The 18,130-nt window shown below is 60.0% G+C and carries 11 protein-coding genes; 6 read left to right on the top strand and 5 right to left on the bottom strand.

Going from position 1 to position 18,130, the window contains the following annotated elements:
• Window positions 1-23: 23 nt before the first annotated feature.
• Both FYK55_RS11570 and FYK55_RS11565 read left to right on the top strand, forming a co-directional pair.
• Window positions 24-1,589: a cryptochrome/photolyase family protein gene (locus FYK55_RS11570; RefSeq protein WP_150076552.1), complete on the top strand. Its 1,566-nt coding sequence runs from the start codon at window positions 24-26 to the stop codon at window positions 1,587-1,589.
• A 293-nt stretch (window positions 1,590-1,882) separates the two neighbouring features.
• Window positions 1,883-2,500: a response regulator transcription factor gene (locus tag FYK55_RS11565; protein ID WP_150076551.1), complete on the top strand. Its 618-nt coding sequence runs from the start codon at window positions 1,883-1,885 to the stop codon at window positions 2,498-2,500.
• Window positions 2,501-2,531: 31 nt separating this feature from the next.
• On the opposite strand, the gene FYK55_RS11560 is transcribed toward FYK55_RS11565, so the two are convergent.
• The 5 genes from FYK55_RS11560 to FYK55_RS11540 all read right to left on the bottom strand — a co-directional run bounded on the left by FYK55_RS11560 (window position 2,532) and on the right by FYK55_RS11540 (window position 10,626).
• Window positions 2,532-5,636, bottom strand: coding sequence for a hypothetical protein (locus FYK55_RS11560; RefSeq protein WP_150076550.1), 3,105 nt, complete (start codon window positions 5,634-5,636; stop codon window positions 2,532-2,534).
• Window positions 5,637-5,645: 9 nt separating this feature from the next.
• A complete protein-coding gene (locus FYK55_RS11555; protein ID WP_150076549.1) occupies window positions 5,646-6,170 on the bottom strand; it encodes a KdsC family phosphatase in 525 nt (174 codons plus the stop codon).
• Window positions 6,171-6,196: 26 nt separating this feature from the next.
• A complete protein-coding gene (locus FYK55_RS11550; RefSeq protein ID WP_235908620.1) occupies window positions 6,197-7,291 on the bottom strand; it encodes a KpsF/GutQ family sugar-phosphate isomerase in 1,095 nt (364 codons plus the stop codon).
• Window positions 7,292-8,097: 806 nt separating this feature from the next.
• A complete protein-coding gene (locus tag FYK55_RS11545; protein ID WP_150076548.1) occupies window positions 8,098-9,210 on the bottom strand; it encodes a redoxin domain-containing protein in 1,113 nt (370 codons plus the stop codon).
• 174 nt (window positions 9,211-9,384) lie between these two features.
• A complete protein-coding gene (locus FYK55_RS11540; RefSeq protein ID WP_150076547.1) occupies window positions 9,385-10,626 on the bottom strand; it encodes an NAD(P)/FAD-dependent oxidoreductase in 1,242 nt (413 codons plus the stop codon).
• Between the two features lie 549 nt (window positions 10,627-11,175).
• Between FYK55_RS11540 and FYK55_RS11535 the strand changes: the two genes are divergently transcribed.
• From FYK55_RS11535 to recG, 4 genes are all read left to right on the top strand, one after another.
• A complete protein-coding gene (locus tag FYK55_RS11535; RefSeq protein ID WP_150076546.1) occupies window positions 11,176-13,608 on the top strand; it encodes an efflux RND transporter permease subunit in 2,433 nt (810 codons plus the stop codon).
• A 310-nt stretch (window positions 13,609-13,918) separates the two neighbouring features.
• The gene (locus tag FYK55_RS11530; RefSeq protein WP_150076545.1) at window positions 13,919-15,235 is read left to right on the top strand and encodes a coproporphyrinogen-III oxidase family protein; all 1,317 of its coding nucleotides are present in this window, start codon (window positions 13,919-13,921) and stop codon (window positions 15,233-15,235) included.
• Window positions 15,236-15,265: 30 nt separating this feature from the next.
• Entirely contained in the window at window positions 15,266-15,796 is a 531-nt protein-coding gene (locus FYK55_RS11525) for a glycine cleavage system protein H (protein ID WP_150076544.1), read from the top strand.
• A gap of 70 nt (window positions 15,797-15,866) precedes the next feature.
• A complete protein-coding gene (gene recG / locus FYK55_RS11520; RefSeq protein WP_150076543.1) occupies window positions 15,867-18,050 on the top strand; it encodes an ATP-dependent DNA helicase RecG in 2,184 nt (727 codons plus the stop codon).
• Window positions 18,051-18,130: the final 80 nt, after the last annotated feature.

Genomic DNA, 18,130 nt, shown 5'->3' with positions numbered 1-18,130 from the left:
GCCCCCGATTTCTGAACCGCCTGATGTCCCGCCGCTCGCGCAACTTGGTACTTGTCTTGGGGGATCAGCTGAATCACGATTCAGCGGCTCTGCAGGATTTCGACGCGTCGGTGGACCGCATCTGGATGGCGGAGAATCAAGAGGAGGCGAGCCATGTGTGGTGTCACAAGTACCGGCTGGTCAGCTTCTTCGCTCCGATGCGCCATTTTCGCGAGGAGTTGCGTGCCAACGGGTTTCAGGTCGATTACCACGAGTTGCCATCCGATGGTCGCAAAGCCCGTAAGTCAAGTTTTTCACGCTTGCTGCGTGAGACTTTTTCGCAGGGCGAACCGCAGAAGGTCGTGGTCGTGCACCCGGGCGACGATCGCGTGCTGCGTTCGCTCCAGCAGACGACCGCCGACTGTGGTGTTCCGATGGAAGTTCGTGAGGACGAACATTTCTATTGCAGCATCGACCGTTTTCGAGAATGGGCAGCCGACCGAAAATCCATGGTGTTGGAATCGTTCTATCGCACCATGCGCAAAGAGCACGATGTGTTGATCGATTCGGAAGGCGAGCCGATTGGAGGCAGCTGGAATTTTGACAAGGAGAATCGATCCAGCTTCAAACGCGGTGGGCCGGGTGAGATACCCGAACCGCCGCGATTCGCACCCGATGCGATCACCCGCGACGTGATGGAGATGGTGTCATCACGCTTCTCAGATCATCCCGGCGAACTGGACGATTTCGATTTGCCCGTCACGCGGGACCAGGCGGTCGAGTCGCTGGAGGACTTTGTCAGGCATCGGTTGCCGGACTTTGGGACGTATCAGGACGCGATGTGGGGTGACCAGAGGTTTCTTTATCACTCGCGATTGTCTCACGCCATCAACCTGCACCTGCTCAGCCCCCGTGAGGTCGTCGAGGCTGCGGTGGGAGCATTTCAAGACGACATCGCACCGATCAATGCGGTGGAAGGTTTCGTCCGCCAAATCCTTGGCTGGCGGGAATACGTTCGCGGGGTCTACTGGACGCAAATGCCGGAGTACGCCGAGCTGAACGCGTTGCAATGTGATCCTTCGCAAGGGGTTCCGGACTTTTTCTGGGACGGCCAAACGGAGATGGCCTGCGTCGCCGACAGCATGCGTCTGGTGATGGAAACCGCCTACGCCCACCACATCCAACGGCTGATGGTGCTGGGGTTGTATGCCCAACTGCTGGGGGTGCATCCCAGACGATTTCATGAGTGGCATCTGGCGATGTATGCCGACGCGATCGATTGGGTCAGTCTGCCCAACGCCCTGGGAATGAGCCAGTACGGTGACGGCGGTTTGATGGCGACCAAGCCTTACTGCGCCAGCGGAGCGTACATCAATCGGATGAGCAATCATTGTCGCTCGTGTCGTTATTCTCCCAAGGAAGCCGTGGGCGAAGACGCCTGTCCATTCACGACGTTGTACTGGGATTTTTTGCAACGCCACCGATCGGCCTTCGCCCAGAATCCCAGAATGAAAATGCAGTTGATGAATCTGGATCGCAAGGATGCTGCGTTTCTGTCCAAGGTCCGTGAGCGGGCCGGGGCGATTCAGTCTGGAGAGCTGCCGGTTTGAGCCCATCGATTGGCCGGCTGTTCGGAATCTTCCGGTCACGTCTTCCCGGCCGCTTTTTCCGGGCCGTAGGACCACGGCGGGGATGTTCGAATTTTGGGGCCCGTCTACACTGAACAAGTGGGATCGCCTGAATCAGATCGATTTGATCGGATCGATTATCAGCGTGCGGGCAAAGACTTCGTCGGTTCTCGCGGAAAAGCGAAGGATGAAGTGGGACAATTTGATAGAGTTGGAAGCCGGGCGGGTACGGACAAGCCTTCGCCGCGTTCGGCCGTATTGACGAGCAGCACTAGATGATCATGACAGAAGAAAACTCACCGGTACACAGTTCGATGACCTTGGGAGCCGAAAGCATCCTGTTGGTCGATGACACCGTGATTCTGCGGGATCGTCTGGCGATGGCGATGCGACAGCGCGGGTTCCGTGTGCAAACAGCCGGCAGCTATGACGAGGCGGTGGAAGTGTTTCACCATTCGCCCACGGATCTGGCCGTTCTGGATCTGCGGATGCCGGGAAAAACCGGCTTGGATCTGCTTCGAAAGTTGTTGCAAATGAAACCGGACACTCGGGTCATTATGCTGTCCGGTTTCGGAAGCATCCCGGCGTCGATCGACGCGGTGCGTGCGGGGGCGGTGAATTTTCTTAGCAAACCCGCCGACGCCGACGACATTCTGGCGGCGTTTGCACGTGGCGATGAACCGACGGTCCCCACCGGCGATGTCAGCTTTCCCGCCCCGTCGTTGGCCCGCAACGAATGGGAGCACATCCATCGGGTGCTTTCCGATTGTGGCGGGAACATCTCCGAGGCGGCGCGGCGATTGGGGATTCACCGACGCTCCCTGCAGCGAAAACTTCGCAAGCGAGCTCCGGAGGATCCGGCCAGTCCGGAAGTGATCGACGAAGATTCTTGAGGAGCATGGATGCGGCGAACAACGGCCAGCGCTACCGGCGCGGCGGCTGAGGCAGATTGCCGATCTTCGCGTCTTCCATCAAGAATTCCAGTTCGTAGGTCTTCAGGTTCAGTGCCATTTGCGGGTAACGCATTTGGAATCCGGGTTTGCCTTCCGGGGTGGTCTGTTTGAACGACGCGCTCTGCGCAGGCGATCCCTCAATCAGCAGCCAGGATTTGCGTGAAGCGTAGGATGCGCGAGAAGCATCGCCTTCAATCAGACCCCGATCGGTGCGCGCCCGTACCAAGACGCCGCCACTGGCTTCCATTTCCCACGGCGTTGGCATTCCGGGAATGTTGCGGACGTCTTCCGGGATGCCGGGTGTGATTCCGAACTGCAGCCGTTCACATTGCAGGGTGGATTCGTCCATTGCCAGGCGTTGCATCTGGTCGACATCGACGTGTTCGTCCCAGCCGTTCAGTTTTCGGACTCCTGCGCGAACCCCGCCGGTGAAGGCGAGTGTTCGGTTGGTCAGGTCGCCCTCGAGGGCGTTGCGAAACTTTAGGTGGACGCCCTGCAGCACTTGGTTGCCGAGGTGTTCGGTTTCCGATGCCCGCGGCGACAGGATGGAGCTGTTGCGATCGGTCATCATCCAGCCGCGATAAGACCCCGGTCCGGTGCCGAGTAGCTTGCCGCCATCGGCCGGCATGAAGCTCAGCCGGTCTGCGGTAAGTAGATGAATCGCTTCGGGGGCCTGGTCGGCGGCACGCTGTTCACTTCGAACCGTGACGGGTTGCTGGTCCGATCGAAACAGGCTGATCTGCGCCACCGTAGCCGCTTTCATGCTGGCCTGGTCCAGCAGCTCAATCGACCGGTCCAAGGCGATCTCCATGGCTTGGCCGGCCATCGTCGTGATCCATGGACTTTCTCCGCTGGCGATCGTCGCATCGATTTTGACGCCGCCATCCAGGAGGGCCGTTTGCCCGTCAAATTGCATGCTGCCCAGCCACTGGCAGTGTGGCGGAACCTGCCATTGAATCGAAGGTTTTTTAGTGACGTCTTCAGAGCGCGGTTTGCCGGCCGACGCCAAAACTTGGCGCGGCACTTGAAGTTCGCCCGCCCCGTCGACCTGGACGACATTGTCGTGCGGCCAGACCTTGATCGTCGGGCCGACAAAGTAGCCGTCTCCCATCAGGAATCTCGCCGGCGACTCGGGGCCGCTGCCCAACTGCAGATAGTCGCGGCCGCCCCCTTGTTGTGTTGCACTGCGTTGCAATCGAAGCGTGTCGCCAACCAATTCAATTGGCATCATCGATTCTCCGGTCCGGACTTGGTGTCGGACCACGACGTTTCCGCGAATGCTCAAATCCCTGGCGTCCAATCCGTCAGGCGTGACGAGCAGTTTGGCGGTGATCAGGTCACCTTTCAGCGAGGGGCGAGGGCGGGCCACGGGGGCGCGTCGGCCGTCGCTCGGTGTCGGCTGAATCACCCAATCGGATACGCCTGAAGCCGAGTCAGGTGATCTCGCGCGGGTGCCGCTGCCGACTGGTGCCGCGGCCTGCTCGAAATACAGACTCAACTGATTCGTCTGCATTGCAATCGCACTGGATTCGATGTCCACCGAATCGGTGGCATGAAACACTTCCGGCCGGAACGTGAATCGCGGACGTGATCGGTCAGCCGGTTGTTGAAGCGCGGGGCGCGATGTGAGGGACGTGGCCGGAGGTTTTTCGTCGGACAGGGGGCGGGAGTCGGCGACCAACACGCCTTCGATCGCCCCGGCTTTGAACTCGCCTCCATCAGCAAGCGTCGCTTGCACCTGCCCATCGACTCGCAGTCCAAGGCGACTGCTCTGTTGTTTGCCCTGAATCGATTTCAGTGTGGTGTCGTCAAGCGGTTGCAGTCGGAATCCGTCACGCCACTTGAATCTTCGGATCGCCACGCCGGGGTCTGCCACGGAAACCTCACCCAGACCGCGTGCGTCGACGGTGCCGATTTGTTCCGGGAGCTTGGGGTCAAACTGATAGGCTAACTGCGTTAGCGATGCGGTGATGACGCCCCGTTTGATCGCGACCGGCTGATTTCCGCCGGCACGTAGCAGTCCACCCAGGGCATCGAAATCGATTTCCTCGGCGGCCAGGCGGAATTGTTGGGACGGCAGATCGACAATCGCCGGCAGACCGGTGGCGTTGACTCGGTCGATCCAATCCAAGGGCCCGTTCCGCTTCATCGAACGGTCGGCCGGATCGCGTAGCACCAGATCCAACGTTTCGCACCGAAACGTGTCGGGCTTTGGGCCTCCGCCGGTTCGGACCATGCGGATGGCTTTTCGCAGCGACAACTGGTCCAACGCAAAGTCGTACACCAGGCCGTTGTCGCAGTGGATGGTCACCACGCCGTTGCGCCGTGGTGATTTCGACGGGCCAATCCGCCTGGGCTGCGTTGCCGCACGTTCCGGCGGATCCAGCGGGATCTTCAATTCGTCCAGGTACACCAATTCCATCCGGTCCAGGATCGATGAGGGTGCCGAATTGCTGGCGGCCCGGTTGGCGGATGCCGCCAAATGGATGGTCAGATCGCGCCCACGCATGGAAGCACCGCCAACCTGCATGATGATCTGTTCGGTCGTCCAGACTTTCCGGTTGTCGATGCGAACGTTGCCGGTCGTGACGTCCAGGTTTTCCCCCGGTTTGGCGTCGCCAAAGCGTTTGATCCGCACTTCGCCGATCATCCGCCCCATCTTGATCGGTGGAGCACTGCCGCCCATGACGTCCAGTGATTCGGCAAATTGGACCTCGGCGCCTTCTTCGGCGGTCAGCACGATGGGGGCATCAGAACCGTCGGATTCCAAGCCGCGACCGACGACGATCGTGATTGGTTCCAGCTTCCAATGATCTTCGGACGTCTGGTGCCAGTTCTGAAAAAGTAACGCCCCGTTGCCGGTTAGCAGCCGTTTGCAGTCACCCAGTTGCCAAGCCCCGGCGGGGAACAGGTCGGCCAAGGAATCCTTCAGCCCCGCCTTGGAAGTTGGCGGGCGCGGGATCACGATGGCGACCTCGGGCGCACGCAAAAGGCGATTGGCGGCTTCGCGGTACACCGTCGCGCAGGCCGAAAGCACCAGAAGCGCCGTCAGGTAATGAATCAGTTTCCGTTTCACTCGGCACCGTCACGCCAGAATGGGGTTCCATTGCTCCTTGGCCCGCAGCAGTCGCTCCACGACTTCGCGGACCGCACCCTGACCGCCACCGGACCGCAGCACCCAGTGGGCTGCATCCCGGGCGTCGGCCGCCGCATCGGCCGGCGCGGCCGCCAAGGCAACCGACTTCATCAGTTCAAGATCGGGAAGGTCGTCACCGATGTAACAGACGTTTTCGACCGTCAGCCCCAGTTCCGCGATCACGGTTTGGGCACGCGAGAGTTTGTCGCCGATCCCCTGGGAGACGTGCTGGATTCCAAGCTCCTCGGCCCGGCGATCAACCATCACGCTGCGCCGTCCGGTGATGATTCCGAAGCTGTAGCCGGATCGGATCCAGATTTTGATTCCCGATCCGTCCCGCACATGAAATCTTTTGGTCTCTTCGCCGTTGGAGCCATAGATGATGCCTCCATCGGTCATCACCCCGTCCACATCCGAAAGGATGCAGGTGATGGGGCCGGATAAATCGGAATCGGATCGGAAGGTGGCGGGCATCGTTGGGCAGGCTGTCGGTGGGGAATTCAGGGAGCAAAGGGAAGAGTCGAGCGGCCGTCGCGGTCGTCACCTTCATCCAATTCGCCCACGGCGATCAAATCGGTAATGTCGACCATGCCCATCGGCTTGCCATCGACGCCGACGACGGGAAGTTCGCTGATTTGCAGCTGACCGAACAAGGCGACGACATCGCTCAGCAAGGCGTCCGGACCCGTGCGATGTGGTTCGGTGGTCATCTTTCCTTCGATCGGTTGGTCCAGGGCGTCTTCGCAACGGGATTCCAACAGCCGGGCCAAGTCGCTATCGGTAAAGATTCCGGTCAACACGCCTTGGTCGTTGGTCAGCATCACCGCGCCACTGCGTCGACCGGTCATCGAACAGGAGATCATGCATTCCCGAATCGTGACGCGCTCGTTGGCGATTCGGCAGGCCGCCAGCGGACGCATCATCTGGCCGACCTTGCAAAGCTTCCTTCCCAACGCGCCACCGGGGTGGAATCGGGCAAAATCGCGAGGTGTGAATCGACGGAGTCGGCTGGCCAGCAGAGCCACCGCATCGCCCACCGCCATCATCACGGCCGTGCTGGCAGTCGGCGCCAAGCCATGCGGGCAAGCTTCGCTGTGCCGCCCGAAAACCACCTTGCAGTCGGCGACTTCCGCCAACGGGTTGTCGACATCGGCGGTGAATGAGATCAGTCCGGCGCCTTGGCGGCGCAGTTGGGATGCGATCCGCGTGACTTCTTCGCTTCGCCCGGAATTCGAGAGGGCCCAGACGAGGTCGTCGCTCTTGACGCGGCCAAAATCTCCATGGACCGCTTCGGTCGGATGCAAAAAATGGGCCGGTGTCCCTGTGCTGGCCAGCGTGGCGACAAGTTTCTGGCCGACCAGTCCCGCCTTGCCGACGCCGGTGATGACCACGTTGCCGGCACACTCCGCCGACAATTCTGCTGCCCGGACCGCCGGGGGGCCGAGCATTTCGGCGGCCCGCCCGATGGCTTCCGCTTCGGCGCTGACCGTTTCGCGGATGCATCGGAGCCGATCCAGCAACGTCGCCGGAACATCCGACGCGGGATCCGGTGGGTGGGGACGGTCATCCGGTGGAAGTGGGAGTGCGGCAGACACGAGGATCCTTCCTGCGTGGTGATTGGGCAGAGCCAAACGATCCTACCCAAGCAGACGCCTCGCCCGAAAGATCAGCCTCACACCGAATTCCCACCCAAGCTCGGGGACGCGATCCCAATTGGTGCCAGGCATCATTTGAATTGCAAGCATAGAGTTCAATTGGTGGGTGGCACCAAATCTGAGCGGACGTAGCCACCGTCGCCAGACGGTGGTCCCCTGGCCGTCTCACATTGTCACTCTCTCAGTTGGTGCCTGGCACCAAATCCGTACCAGGCACCATTTGAATTGCAAGCATGGCGTTCAATTGGTGGGTGGCACCAAATCCATGAATCGCAGCTGCGACTCGCTCGACGGACCGTTCGGCCGACGTTTCGGGTGTCTGGATTCCGATCACCCTCTCAATTGGTGCCAGGCATCATTTGGATTGCAAGCATCGAGTTCAGTTGGTGGGTGGCACCAAATACGAGTGGCTGGCGGTTCCGGGGGGCGCTACTTTCGCAGGAGCGAAAGGCGACGCTCGGGACGGTGGCACCCGAGGTGTCTGCCGCCGCGCAAACTCAGTCGCCTTCTGCTCACCCTCTCAATTGGTGCCAGGCATCATTTGGATTGCAAGCATCGAGTTCAGTTGGTGGGTGGCACCAAATCTGAGACCGGCAGATTGCCTATTTTGACACCGGCGGGAGAGTTGGTGGGTGGCACCAAATCTGAAATACGAGTGGCTGGCGGCCTCGGGGGGGCGCTACTTTCGCAGGAGTGAAAGGCGACGTTGGGGCGGTGGCACCCGGGGAGTCTGCCGCGGCGAAGTCTCAGTCGCCTTCTGCTAGCAATGTCTCGATCGTTTCCCGCATTTGTTTTTCGCCAGGCGTTTCTTTCCAGTTCAGTTCGCCTTGCCACCAGCGTCGCAGGAATCCCTGTTTGTCAATCAGGTAGACCGTCGGCCACATCGTGTTGGACCACCGCTTCCAATTACTTGACTCGGCATCCATCAGCACCGGGTATTCGATGCCCTCACTTTGAATCGCAGCTGCGACTCGCTCGACGGACCGTTCGGCCGACGTTTCGGGTGTCTGGATTCCAATGACGACCAGGCCTTGGTCGGCATAGTCGGTGTGCCAGCCGTTGTAGTGGGGAAGGTTCCGGCGGCAATTGATGCACTGGAAGGCGTAGAAGTGCAGGGCAACCACTTTTCCTCGCAGCTGCTCAAGCGTCAGCGGACCGCCCTGCAACCATTCAGCCCCTTCCAGCGTCAGTTCCGGCGCCCGCGGATACATCCGTTTGACCTGCTGGAAATCAAATGACTTCCCCGTCAGATCGTACAGCGTCCTTTTCTGGGCATTGGTCAACGAATCGACAAAGTGCTGCCGTTCGTCGTTCTGACGCTGTTGAATCTTGCTGGCGATGGCTCTTTCATCCCCTTCGCCCCCACGAAGCTGCTCCTGCCATGTGGCAACCATTCGGTCGGTTTCGGCAAAGTACTCGAAAAGCTCACCGCGCTTCTGCGAAGCCAGGTCCAACTGGGACACCGCGGCATCGCGAACGATCATTCGCGTTCCAAGAGCCTGGTTGCGCAATTGGTTCAGACGATCGAGTTGATCCGGCTTCAGAATCTCAGCCAACGCCTGTTCCAACTGCAGGGTCAGCTTTCCCATGACCACTTTCCGCTCCGGCTGCGGACGGATGCGGACTCGAAACCAGGGGCCGTCCACTTCTTCCAACACGTGCATCACCGCATCAATCTGTTCCGCCGACAAATCCAGTTCGCGATGGATCGCCGAATCACGGATCATCTGCAGCAGGACCGGATTGACTTCCGGTGGCTCGGGGGCCAGCTGGGCGATGGCGCGATCCGGCGCGACACCGGCGTAAAACGTGGCGACACTGAAGAGAAATAGGAAAAACGCACGATGCTTGGAGGCCATGACTGACTCCGGAAAACGGTGGGCGGCGACAAGCTGTCATTGGCAATGATCAACGCCGCGGTCATTCCGCCAGCGGTTGGACGTGCGGGGGCGGACGCGCCACAGCGATTTCGCCGGTTCATTGGACAGACCAAATACCCGCATCGGGGGTGGCGTTTCGACCGTCCCCACGGGTCAGCTTGCCATCGACATCTTCGCCTTTTCGATGGACTTCTCCATGTCATCGAACATCTGGCCGGCTCGCTCGTGAAAGATCCGTCCGATCAGCAGGTCGGTCAGGTTGCTACGATGTTCGGGATGTTCCTTCATGAATCGTCCGATGCTGAATTCCTTGGTGTAGAAAGCATGCACCAGCTTGCGAACCCATTTCGCCCCCTGCTTGAACTCCTCTGACCAGGCTCCCAGCCGTTCGGCCGACAGGTCATTGGCGGCGAAGCCCTGCACGACCGCATCGCCGGCACGAACTCCCATCTCCAGAGCAAAGTAGACGCCCGAGGAGTAGACCGGGTCAATGAAGCCAAAAGCATCGCCGACCAGAACCCACCCATCGCCGGCGTGCTGCTTGGTCATGTAGGAAAATTCCTTGGCCGTCCGCAAACTGCCCAGACGCGTCGCGTTCTCAAGCCTCGGTTTCAGCCCCGGGCATTTGTCCAATTCTTCTTGAAAGGTTTGCTCGGGCGTGCCCCGGCCCTTGAGCAAGTAATCGTTGTCGCCGACGCAGCCGATGCTGGTGATTCCGCGCGATTGTGGGATGAACCAGAACCAAGCATCTTTGGATTCGGTTTGCAGAATGATGGTCGCGCCCTCGTTGTCGCCTTCTCCCCGAACCGCGTCCCGGTAATAGCCCCAGATGGCGGCTTTCTTGAGGTCAGGATTGACCTCTTTCAGACCCAGCTTGTTGGCAAGAAATGACTGTTGTCCGGTGGCATCGATCACCACCTTGCAATCGATTTCGCGCGTCTGGCCGTCGGCGCACTTCAGCACGACGCCCGTCGTTCGCCCGTCGGCGTCAAATTGCACGTCCGACAAACGCGTTTGGTCGACGCAATCCGCCCCCAGCTCGGCCGCGCGGTCGAACAACATCTTGTCGAACTCGCTGCGTTCGACCTGCCAGGTGTCACTGCATTCGCGTTGATCGTGCTGGCGGAAAAAGAAGGGAGCCGATTCGGTGCCTCGGTGGGTGACAAATTGGACACTCTTCTTGACCTGCCAGCCGGCGTTCTTGACCCGATCGGTCAAACCCAGCCGCTGCAGCGGCCAGTAAGTTTCCGGCATCAGAGACTCTCCGACGTGAAAACGTGGGACCTGCTCCCGCTCGACCAAAAGCGTCTCAAGGCCGCCCTCGGCCGTGATAGCTGCGGCAGCCCCGCCGGCCGGACCGGCGCCAATCACCACGCAATCGTACGCTGATTTCATTTTTCGTCTCAATCAATTCGGATCGTCGGTCGGCAGGCCAGCGCCTGCAACAGGTTTTGTAATGCAACCGGCGGATCGTTGGAAAGGTTTCGGTAGGTCGAAAGGGAGTGGAATGCTGCAAGGTATTGGGCGGCAGTCTGTCGCCGTCTGCTACCGACACAGCACTGGGCAGGGTCTTGGTCGCAAGTGGACTTTTGGTCGCAGGTGGAACTCGATCGTATGTGAGTACCCTTTGGCCCGCTTCCATTGAACCCGCCTCGAATCCCGCCGCCCGTCGGTGTGGGAACCGCAGCGGGACCGCGGGGAGCAACCGGAATCACTCCGTTGCTGCCCCGTTCGGATGTCGGTTCGACGGCTGCGAACGGACATCCACCATTCATTCTACCCGGCCGGCCAGCGTCCGACGGCGGACAGAAGAATTTGGCCTGTGGGAGGTGTCGGCGCCCCTCACGTTGTGCGAGGCCTTTCGCTATAACCAGTCCAAAACTTGACTTCCGAGACCTGGAGATTCACCGAGTGGGGGAAGAACGATCGCTAAGAACGCGGTACATGCGCCGAATGGCCGTTGGAGCGGTGATATTGGCGATTTTGGCGGTCCCCGCGATCGTGCATTCTCGGGCCGCGATTGACGGATTGCTCAACCGCCCGATCGATTGGGTTCCGGACTCGCTCCCGGAAAAGGCAGCTTTTAACGATCTGGCACGTCGGTTCGTCGTCTCGGAAGTCGTGTTGATTTCGTGGCCGGGGGCGACCGTGGATTCGGAATCGCTGCGGCAAGTGACTGACGCCTTTGATTCGCTCGCACGCCACGCCGGGGACACGATTGACGCTCAGGCACCGCCGCGTGAGTTGAATGTCGATCCTTCGATGCCGGGGGCGACTCAGCTCCAAGCAATCCGTGAACTCTGTGGCAACGCCCACCCGTTCTTGAACGTCAAATCGGGGCCGACCGTCGTGGCCCAGATGACCGAGGCGCCGTCTTCGCTTTCGGAGGTCAGCGCGATCGCTCGATTGAAAGGGTTCCTGATCGGTCCCAACGGCGAACAGACTTGCGTGGTGGTTTCGTTGGACGACGCCGCCCAGTCGCATCGTCGCGATTTGTTTCCACTGATGCGAAGCTTGATCGCGGATGTCGCGCAAGTGGATCAATCGCAGGTGGCGATGGTGGGGGGGCCGCGTGACGGCGCGGATGTCGATGCGGCCAGCATTCGCAGCATCAACGTGTTTGCGCCTCCGTCGGCGGTCTTGGCGGCCGTGATCTGCTTCATCTGTCTGCGTTCTATCCCGCTGACCCTGGCCATCACGGTCATCGCTGTAATCGGCGAGGGGCTGGTGTTGGCGCTGGTGTATTACACCGGCACTCCGATGAATGCCGTGCTGATTGTGCTGCCGCCTCTGATCTTCGTGTTGACGATCTCGGCGGGAATTCACCTCAGCAACTATTTCATCGACGCGTCGCACGAATTCCCGGAACTCTCTCCCAGCCAAGCGGCGCGACGTGCGTTGCGTGCCGGAATCGTGCCCTGCTTTTTGGCGACCGGCACGACGGTTGTCGGTCTGGGATCCCTGATGCTCGTTCGCATCGAGCCGATTCGCGTGTTCGGTTTCGTTTCGTCCATCGGAGTCTTGTCGACATTGTTTCTGTTGCTGATCGTGCTTCCGGGGGCAATGATCCTTAGCCGTGAGTGGAGTGAGCGAAAGCTTTCCAAGCGGTTGAAGTACCGTGAAAGCGATCAGGAACCGGAACCTGGGCCGCCGCACACGCGGGGACCGGTGTTCAACTGGGTCCGCACCCGGCTGTCGCGTCCGTGGCCGATCATCATCTTTTTCCTGCTGCTGGCAGGATCGCTTGCAAGCGGACTCTTCTCCCTGGAAACGTCGGTCAACCTGTTGAGGATGTTTCAACCGGGAAGTCCGATCCGCAATGAGTACGCGTGGTTCGAGGAGAATGTGGGTGCGACCTCGACGGCCGAGCTGCTGATCCGCTTTCCTCCTTTGCAAGAGCAAGACAACCCGTTGGATCGCTTGGAAGTTGTCCGCAATGTGCACTTGGCTTCGATCCAAAGTGAACCGGTCGGGGGCGTCATCTCCGCGATCAGTTTTATCCGGACGTTGCCCAGCGGCCGTTCTCTGTCGGCCAGCGCGACGCGTGCGGCGGTGGCCAAAATGATCCGCGATGAAGAAAGCGGTTTGGGCCAGCTGGGCATGATCTCCCGAGACGAGGACTCGGAGGTCTGGCGCGTCACGCTGCGATTGTGGGAGCCACACGATGTCGATTACTCCGTGTCGTTGGAGCAGATTCGCGAAACCGTTCAGCAGGCGATCGAGGAAAGCACCCTCCATCCGACTTTCACGTTGACTGGACCGGCCGTGGTCGTGCACGAGGCCCAGATCGTGTTGCTGGGCGATTTGTTTCGCAGTTTTCTGACGGCGTTTGCGGTCGTCGGTGTGGTGATGGTGTTTGTCCTGCGCAGTCTTCGCGGCGGACTGATCGCGATGATCCCCAACCTGTTTCCCACCGTGGCACTGTTCGGCTGGATGGGGCTTCGGCAGGTGCCGCTGGACATCGGATCGGTGATGTCGGCAAGTGTGGCCTTGGGAATCGCGGTCGACGACACGGTGCACCTGCTTTCTCGGTTCGGTTCACGCCGGGCACAGGGGTTGGGGCAGATTCGCGCCGCTCATGGTGCCCTGGCACAGTGTGGATGGGCGATGCTGCAGACCACGATGGTTTGTGGTTTGTCGCTGATGGTGTACTGGTTCAGCGATTTTGTGCCGACGAGCCAATTTGCGCTGCTGATGTTCGGTCTGCTTTCGGCGGCCTTGTTCGGCGACGTCTTTCTGTTGCCCAGCCTGATGGCCAGTCCGTTGGGGCACTACCTGGCCAAAACGGTCGGGTCGGACCCCAAGGCCCGTTTGGAGCACGACGACGAATCCGAGCCTCCGGTCGATGCCCGTCGGATCACGCCCCACCAGGAGTGACCGATCCGGGCACGTGGTGCCGGGAGAGACATTGCGACCGTGAGAGACGGTAGCAAAGCCGTACGCCGCCGGCCCTGTCGTGGGGAATGCGTGTCCACATTCGCGGGTCTCCGGTCGCTCCGATCACGAACGGTTCGCGACGAGCAACGCACACCGATTCAGACGGCAAATCGCGGTGTCAACCGCCGCCGCGGCGGTCGCAAAGGGTCGGCCGAGCGGTCATCGGCAGGTTCCAGGATGACTCAACGCCTGACGACCGGCTACAATGATTGCGTTCAAATTGACACGCTACCCGCTTTCCCATAACGCCATGTCATCCGCCGCTAGTGAATCCAAAACCGAAGTCGGCAGCTATTTCATTTCCAACTACCCGCCTTACAGTCAGTGGAAAAAAGACTATCTGGATGACGTCCGTCAAGCACTCAGCAGTCCCCCGCAGGAGACGACACCGCTGGGGCTGTACTTGCACATTCCTTTCTGCCGCAAGCGTTGCAAGTTTTGTTACTTCAAGGTGTTCACCGACGTCAAAGCCCCGGAAGTGCAGCGTTACGTCGACGCGCTGTGCAACGAAATTTCGATGGTTTCCCAACAGGCGGTGATGAAGGATCGGCCATTCCGATTCGTGTACTTTGGCGGCGGGACGCCCAGTTTTCTTTCTCCGAAACAGCTGACCAAGTTGGCCGAACGCCTTCGACAGCACATCACCTGGGACGGCGCCGAAGAGGTGACGTTTGAGTGCGAGCCGGGCACGCTTAGCGAGACAAAGGTCAAGACGCTTCGCGAAGAACTGGGTGTGACGCGTTTGAGTCTGGGCGTGGAGAACTTTTCGGATCAATTGCTCGAGGAGAACGGGCGAGCCCACTTGTCCAAACAAGTCTTCCGAGCCTGGGAGTGGATCGCCGAAGCCGAGTTCCCCAACGTCAACATCGATTTGATTTCCGGAATGGTGGGCGAAACCTGGGACAACTGGAAGAACAATGTCCGCCAGACCATCGAGATGTCTCCGGAAAGCGTGACCATCTACCAGATGGAGTTGCCGTTCAACACCGTCTACAGCAAGGACATTCTGGAGAATTCTGGCAGCAGTCCGGTCGCGGATTGGGCCACCAAACGTGCCTGGGTCGATTACGCCTTCAATGAGTTTCTGGACGCCGGCTACAGCGTTAGCAGCGCCTACACCGTGGTCAAAGATCCGTCGAAGGTGAATTTTTCCTACCGCGACAACCTGTGGAAGGGAGCGGACCTGTTGGCCACCGGCATTGCCAGTTTTGGGCACGTCAGCGGCGTGCATTACCAAAACGTGGCGGAACTGGAGGACTACCTCAGCACGATTGAATCTGGATCCCTGCCGCTGGGCCGCGGGTATGTCCCCACGCCCGAGCAAAAATTGATCCGCGAGATGATCTTGCTGCTCAAACGAGGGTACCTTGACCGTAGCTACTTCCAGGAAAAGTTTGGAATCGATATCGTCAGCCACTGGCAGCAGCAGTGGGACCAATACGTCGAAGACGGCTGGGCCAAAGTCAACGACCAGCGGGTCGAGCTGACACGTTACGGTTTGCTGCGTGTGGACGCGATGCTACCGGCGTTTTTCGAACCGCAACACCGGAACGTCCGCTACACCTGATCCGTCCTCGTTCGCGAAAGCGTCATCCGTATGCAGTCCGATCCGGCAGCCGATTTCTTCTCGTTCGCAATGGGCGAGTTCACGGCCAAGTTTCCTCGCGATCGTTGTTACGCGACCAATCACATGTGGGCGCGGCCGATCGGGCTCGACGATCGTTTCTTGGACTGGACGCAACGCACGGCCGATGCGTCGTCGGAGATCCGCTGGCGGTTCGGGTTGTCGGCCTATGCTGTGCGGTTGCTGCAAGACGTCTACTTTTTGGACTGGGAACTGGATCCCGGCACCACGATCGGCAAGCGGCAAATGATTGGCGCGATTGAAAGCAAGAAAGCCGAAAGTGATTTGTACGCGCCGATCGCGGGCACGCTTTCCGCGATCAATCCCGCCGTCCTGGAGGATCCCGCCCTGATCAACGCGGATCCCTATGGCGTCGGCTGGTTGATTGAAATCACGGCGGCCGTTCCGGTCGAGGAACTGTTGTCGCCCGACCGCTATTCTGAACACTTGGAGAGCGCCTGGGAGGTTGCCCAGCGGACCATCAAAGGCCAGGCGAACGCGTAGCAGGATCTGCCCGCGAGACTCGGTGGAGGTGCCTGCTGGCCGTCGTGTTTCCGGATCAGCGAGTGAAGTGATGACAGACGCGTCCGCTCAAACCAGTTTGTCCACGCCGGTCCAGTACCTTCCCGGCGTCGGTCCGACGCGCGGAAACCGGTTGAAAAAGCTTGGATTGCGGACGGTGGGTGACCTGCTGTTCTGTTTCCCGCGTGACTACGAGTTCCCTGCGCCGCCGAAGTCCGTTGATCAACTTCGGGATGGCGAACCGGCGTCACTGGTTGGGACCATCACCGATGCGGAGTTGGTGTCGCGCAGTCCAGGAAAATCAATCTTCGGAGCGGTGGTCGAGAACGAATCGGGGGCGGTCCGGATTGTCTTTTTCAATCAACCCTTCCGCGCCGAACAGTTGGTCTTTGACCGACGGGTGATGATCAGCGGCCAGCCCAAACTGAACGGGTTGCGATGGGAGTTCGTTCATCCAAAGGTGACGTTCCTGGACGAGCAGTCGGAGATCGATCGGCCTGAAATCCTGCCGATTTATCCGCTGACCGAAGGCGTCAAGCAACACGAAATGCGGGCCTGGGTGACGGCCGCCGCGGACGCGTTGGTGGACTCGCTGAGCGAAGCGTTGCCGGAAACACTGCGTCAGGAAGCCACCGAGGCACTCCGCGCCGGCGGGATGAATCTGCGATCGCCCCTGCCCGATGTCCAAACGGCCCTGAGGGCGATTCACCGTCCCGAAGATCGCGACGCCCTGCTGGGGGCCCGGACCCGGTTCGTGTTTCAAGAATTGTTGGTCATGCAATTAGCGTTGGCCATGCGCCGGCGTCAATTGACCACCAGTTTGCAATCCAGCCCGTTGACAAGTTCCGCTCTGTTGGATGCACGCATCACCAACCGGTTCCCTTTCGAATTGACGGGAGATCAGCGAGCAGCGATGAGGGAAATCGCCGGCGACATGGGGCGACAATTCCCAATGAATCGACTGCTTCAGGGGGACGTCGGCAGCGGCAAGACGGTCGTCGCGATCTATGCGATGATGTTGGCCGTTGGCAATTCCCACCAGGCCGTCCTGATGGCACCGACCGAGGTTCTGGCGCGGCAACATTACCAGACCTTGTGCCGAATGTTGGCCGACAGCCGTGTCCGCATCGGCCTGATCTGCGGATCGCTGACTGCCGGCCAACGGCGGGACGTGATGGCAAAAACCGCGTCCGGCGAATTGGACCTGCTTGTTGGAACGCAGGCGTTGTTGCACGGAATTGAATTCAAAAGTCTGGGGCTGTGCGTGATCGACGAGCAGCACAAGTTCGGTGTCCGTCAACGGGTCGCGCTCCGCAGCGGAGGAATCGATCCTCACTACCTGGTCATGAGCGCCACACCAATTCCACGCAGTGTCGCGATGACCGTGTTTGGCGATGTCGAACTGACCACGTTGCGGGAGAAACCGCCGGGGCGCGGGAGTGTCAAGACTTACCTGGGCCGGCCGGAATGGCAACGCCGTTGGTGGGACTTTGTTCGCCAGCAATTAAACGAGGGACGCCAGGGGTTCGTGGTCGCGCCGCGTGTCAGTGCATCCGGGGCCAACACGCAACAGGGACCGGGAGAATTGCCGGATGACGCGGAGACCGAGCTCTCATCGGAAGAGGACGTTTCGTCGGTGGAGGCGGTGTTCCGGCAGCTGCAACGCGAAACCTTCCCTGACCGTCGCGTGGCTTTGCTGCACGGGCAATTGGGCAATGAGGAAAAGATTCGGTTGATGAACGAGTTTGCGGAGGGCGAGATCGATTTGCTGGTCACGACCACCGTCATTGAGGTTGGAATCGACGTCCCCAACGCGACCGTGATGACGATTTTGGGGGCGCAACAATTCGGCTTGGCACAGTTGCACCAATTGCGGGGGCGGGTGTCTCGGGGGACCCATACCGGGCACGTTTGCGTGTTTACCGACGGTCAGCAACCGCCGCAGGAGTATGAACGGTTGCAGGTTTTTGAAAGCACCGATGACGGATTTGAACTGGCCGAGGCCGACTTCCGGCTCCGCGGTCCAGGCGACGTTCTGGGGGCGCGTCAAAGCGGTTTGCCGCCTCTGCGGATCGCAAATGTGATCGAGGACCTGGACATTCTGCACGTCGCGCGGCAGATTGCTCAGCGTTTGATCGACGAAGATCCGAATCTGGACGACGCCCAATGGACCGCGCTCAAAGCGCAGGTGCTGCGTCGTTATGGGAAGCGGCTGGATCTTGGCGACGCGGCCTGACCGAGCAGCCCGGCTGAAACGTGTGATCGATCAGAACTCAATCGCGGCAGGTTGACGCGAATTCTCTTGCAGCACGGATC

The sequence above is a fragment of the Roseiconus nitratireducens genome, from assembly GCF_008629675.1.
In the GTDB taxonomy this organism is placed as follows: domain Bacteria; phylum Planctomycetota; class Planctomycetia; order Pirellulales; family Pirellulaceae; genus Stieleria; species Stieleria nitratireducens.
The sequence above is the reverse complement of the archived record's forward strand: the minus strand, read 5'-3'. Positions and strand labels throughout refer to the sequence as shown.

Bases quoted from the DNA above. Each gene is read 5' to 3' on its own strand.
- FYK55_RS11525 (WP_150076544.1), top strand. From the start codon at position 15,266: ATGCAGTCCGATCCGGCAGCCGATTTCTTCTCGTTCGCAATGGGCGAG.
- FYK55_RS11545 (WP_150076548.1), bottom strand. From the start codon at position 9,210: ATGGCCTCCAAGCATCGTGCGTTTTTCCTATTTCTCTTCAGTGTCGCC.
- FYK55_RS11540 (WP_150076547.1), bottom strand. From the start codon at position 10,626: ATGAAATCAGCGTACGATTGCGTGGTGATTGGCGCCGGTCCGGCCGGC.
- recG (WP_150076543.1), top strand. From the start codon at position 15,867: ATGACAGACGCGTCCGCTCAAACCAGTTTGTCCACGCCGGTCCAGTAC.
- FYK55_RS11565 (WP_150076551.1), top strand. From the start codon at position 1,883: ATGATCATGACAGAAGAAAACTCACCGGTACACAGTTCGATGACCTTG.
- FYK55_RS11570 (WP_150076552.1), top strand. From the start codon at position 24: ATGTCCCGCCGCTCGCGCAACTTGGTACTTGTCTTGGGGGATCAGCTG.
- FYK55_RS11530 (WP_150076545.1), top strand. From the start codon at position 13,919: ATGTCATCCGCCGCTAGTGAATCCAAAACCGAAGTCGGCAGCTATTTC.
- FYK55_RS11535 (WP_150076546.1), top strand. From the start codon at position 11,176: ATGCGCCGAATGGCCGTTGGAGCGGTGATATTGGCGATTTTGGCGGTC.
- FYK55_RS11555 (WP_150076549.1), bottom strand. From the start codon at position 6,170: ATGCCCGCCACCTTCCGATCCGATTCCGATTTATCCGGCCCCATCACC.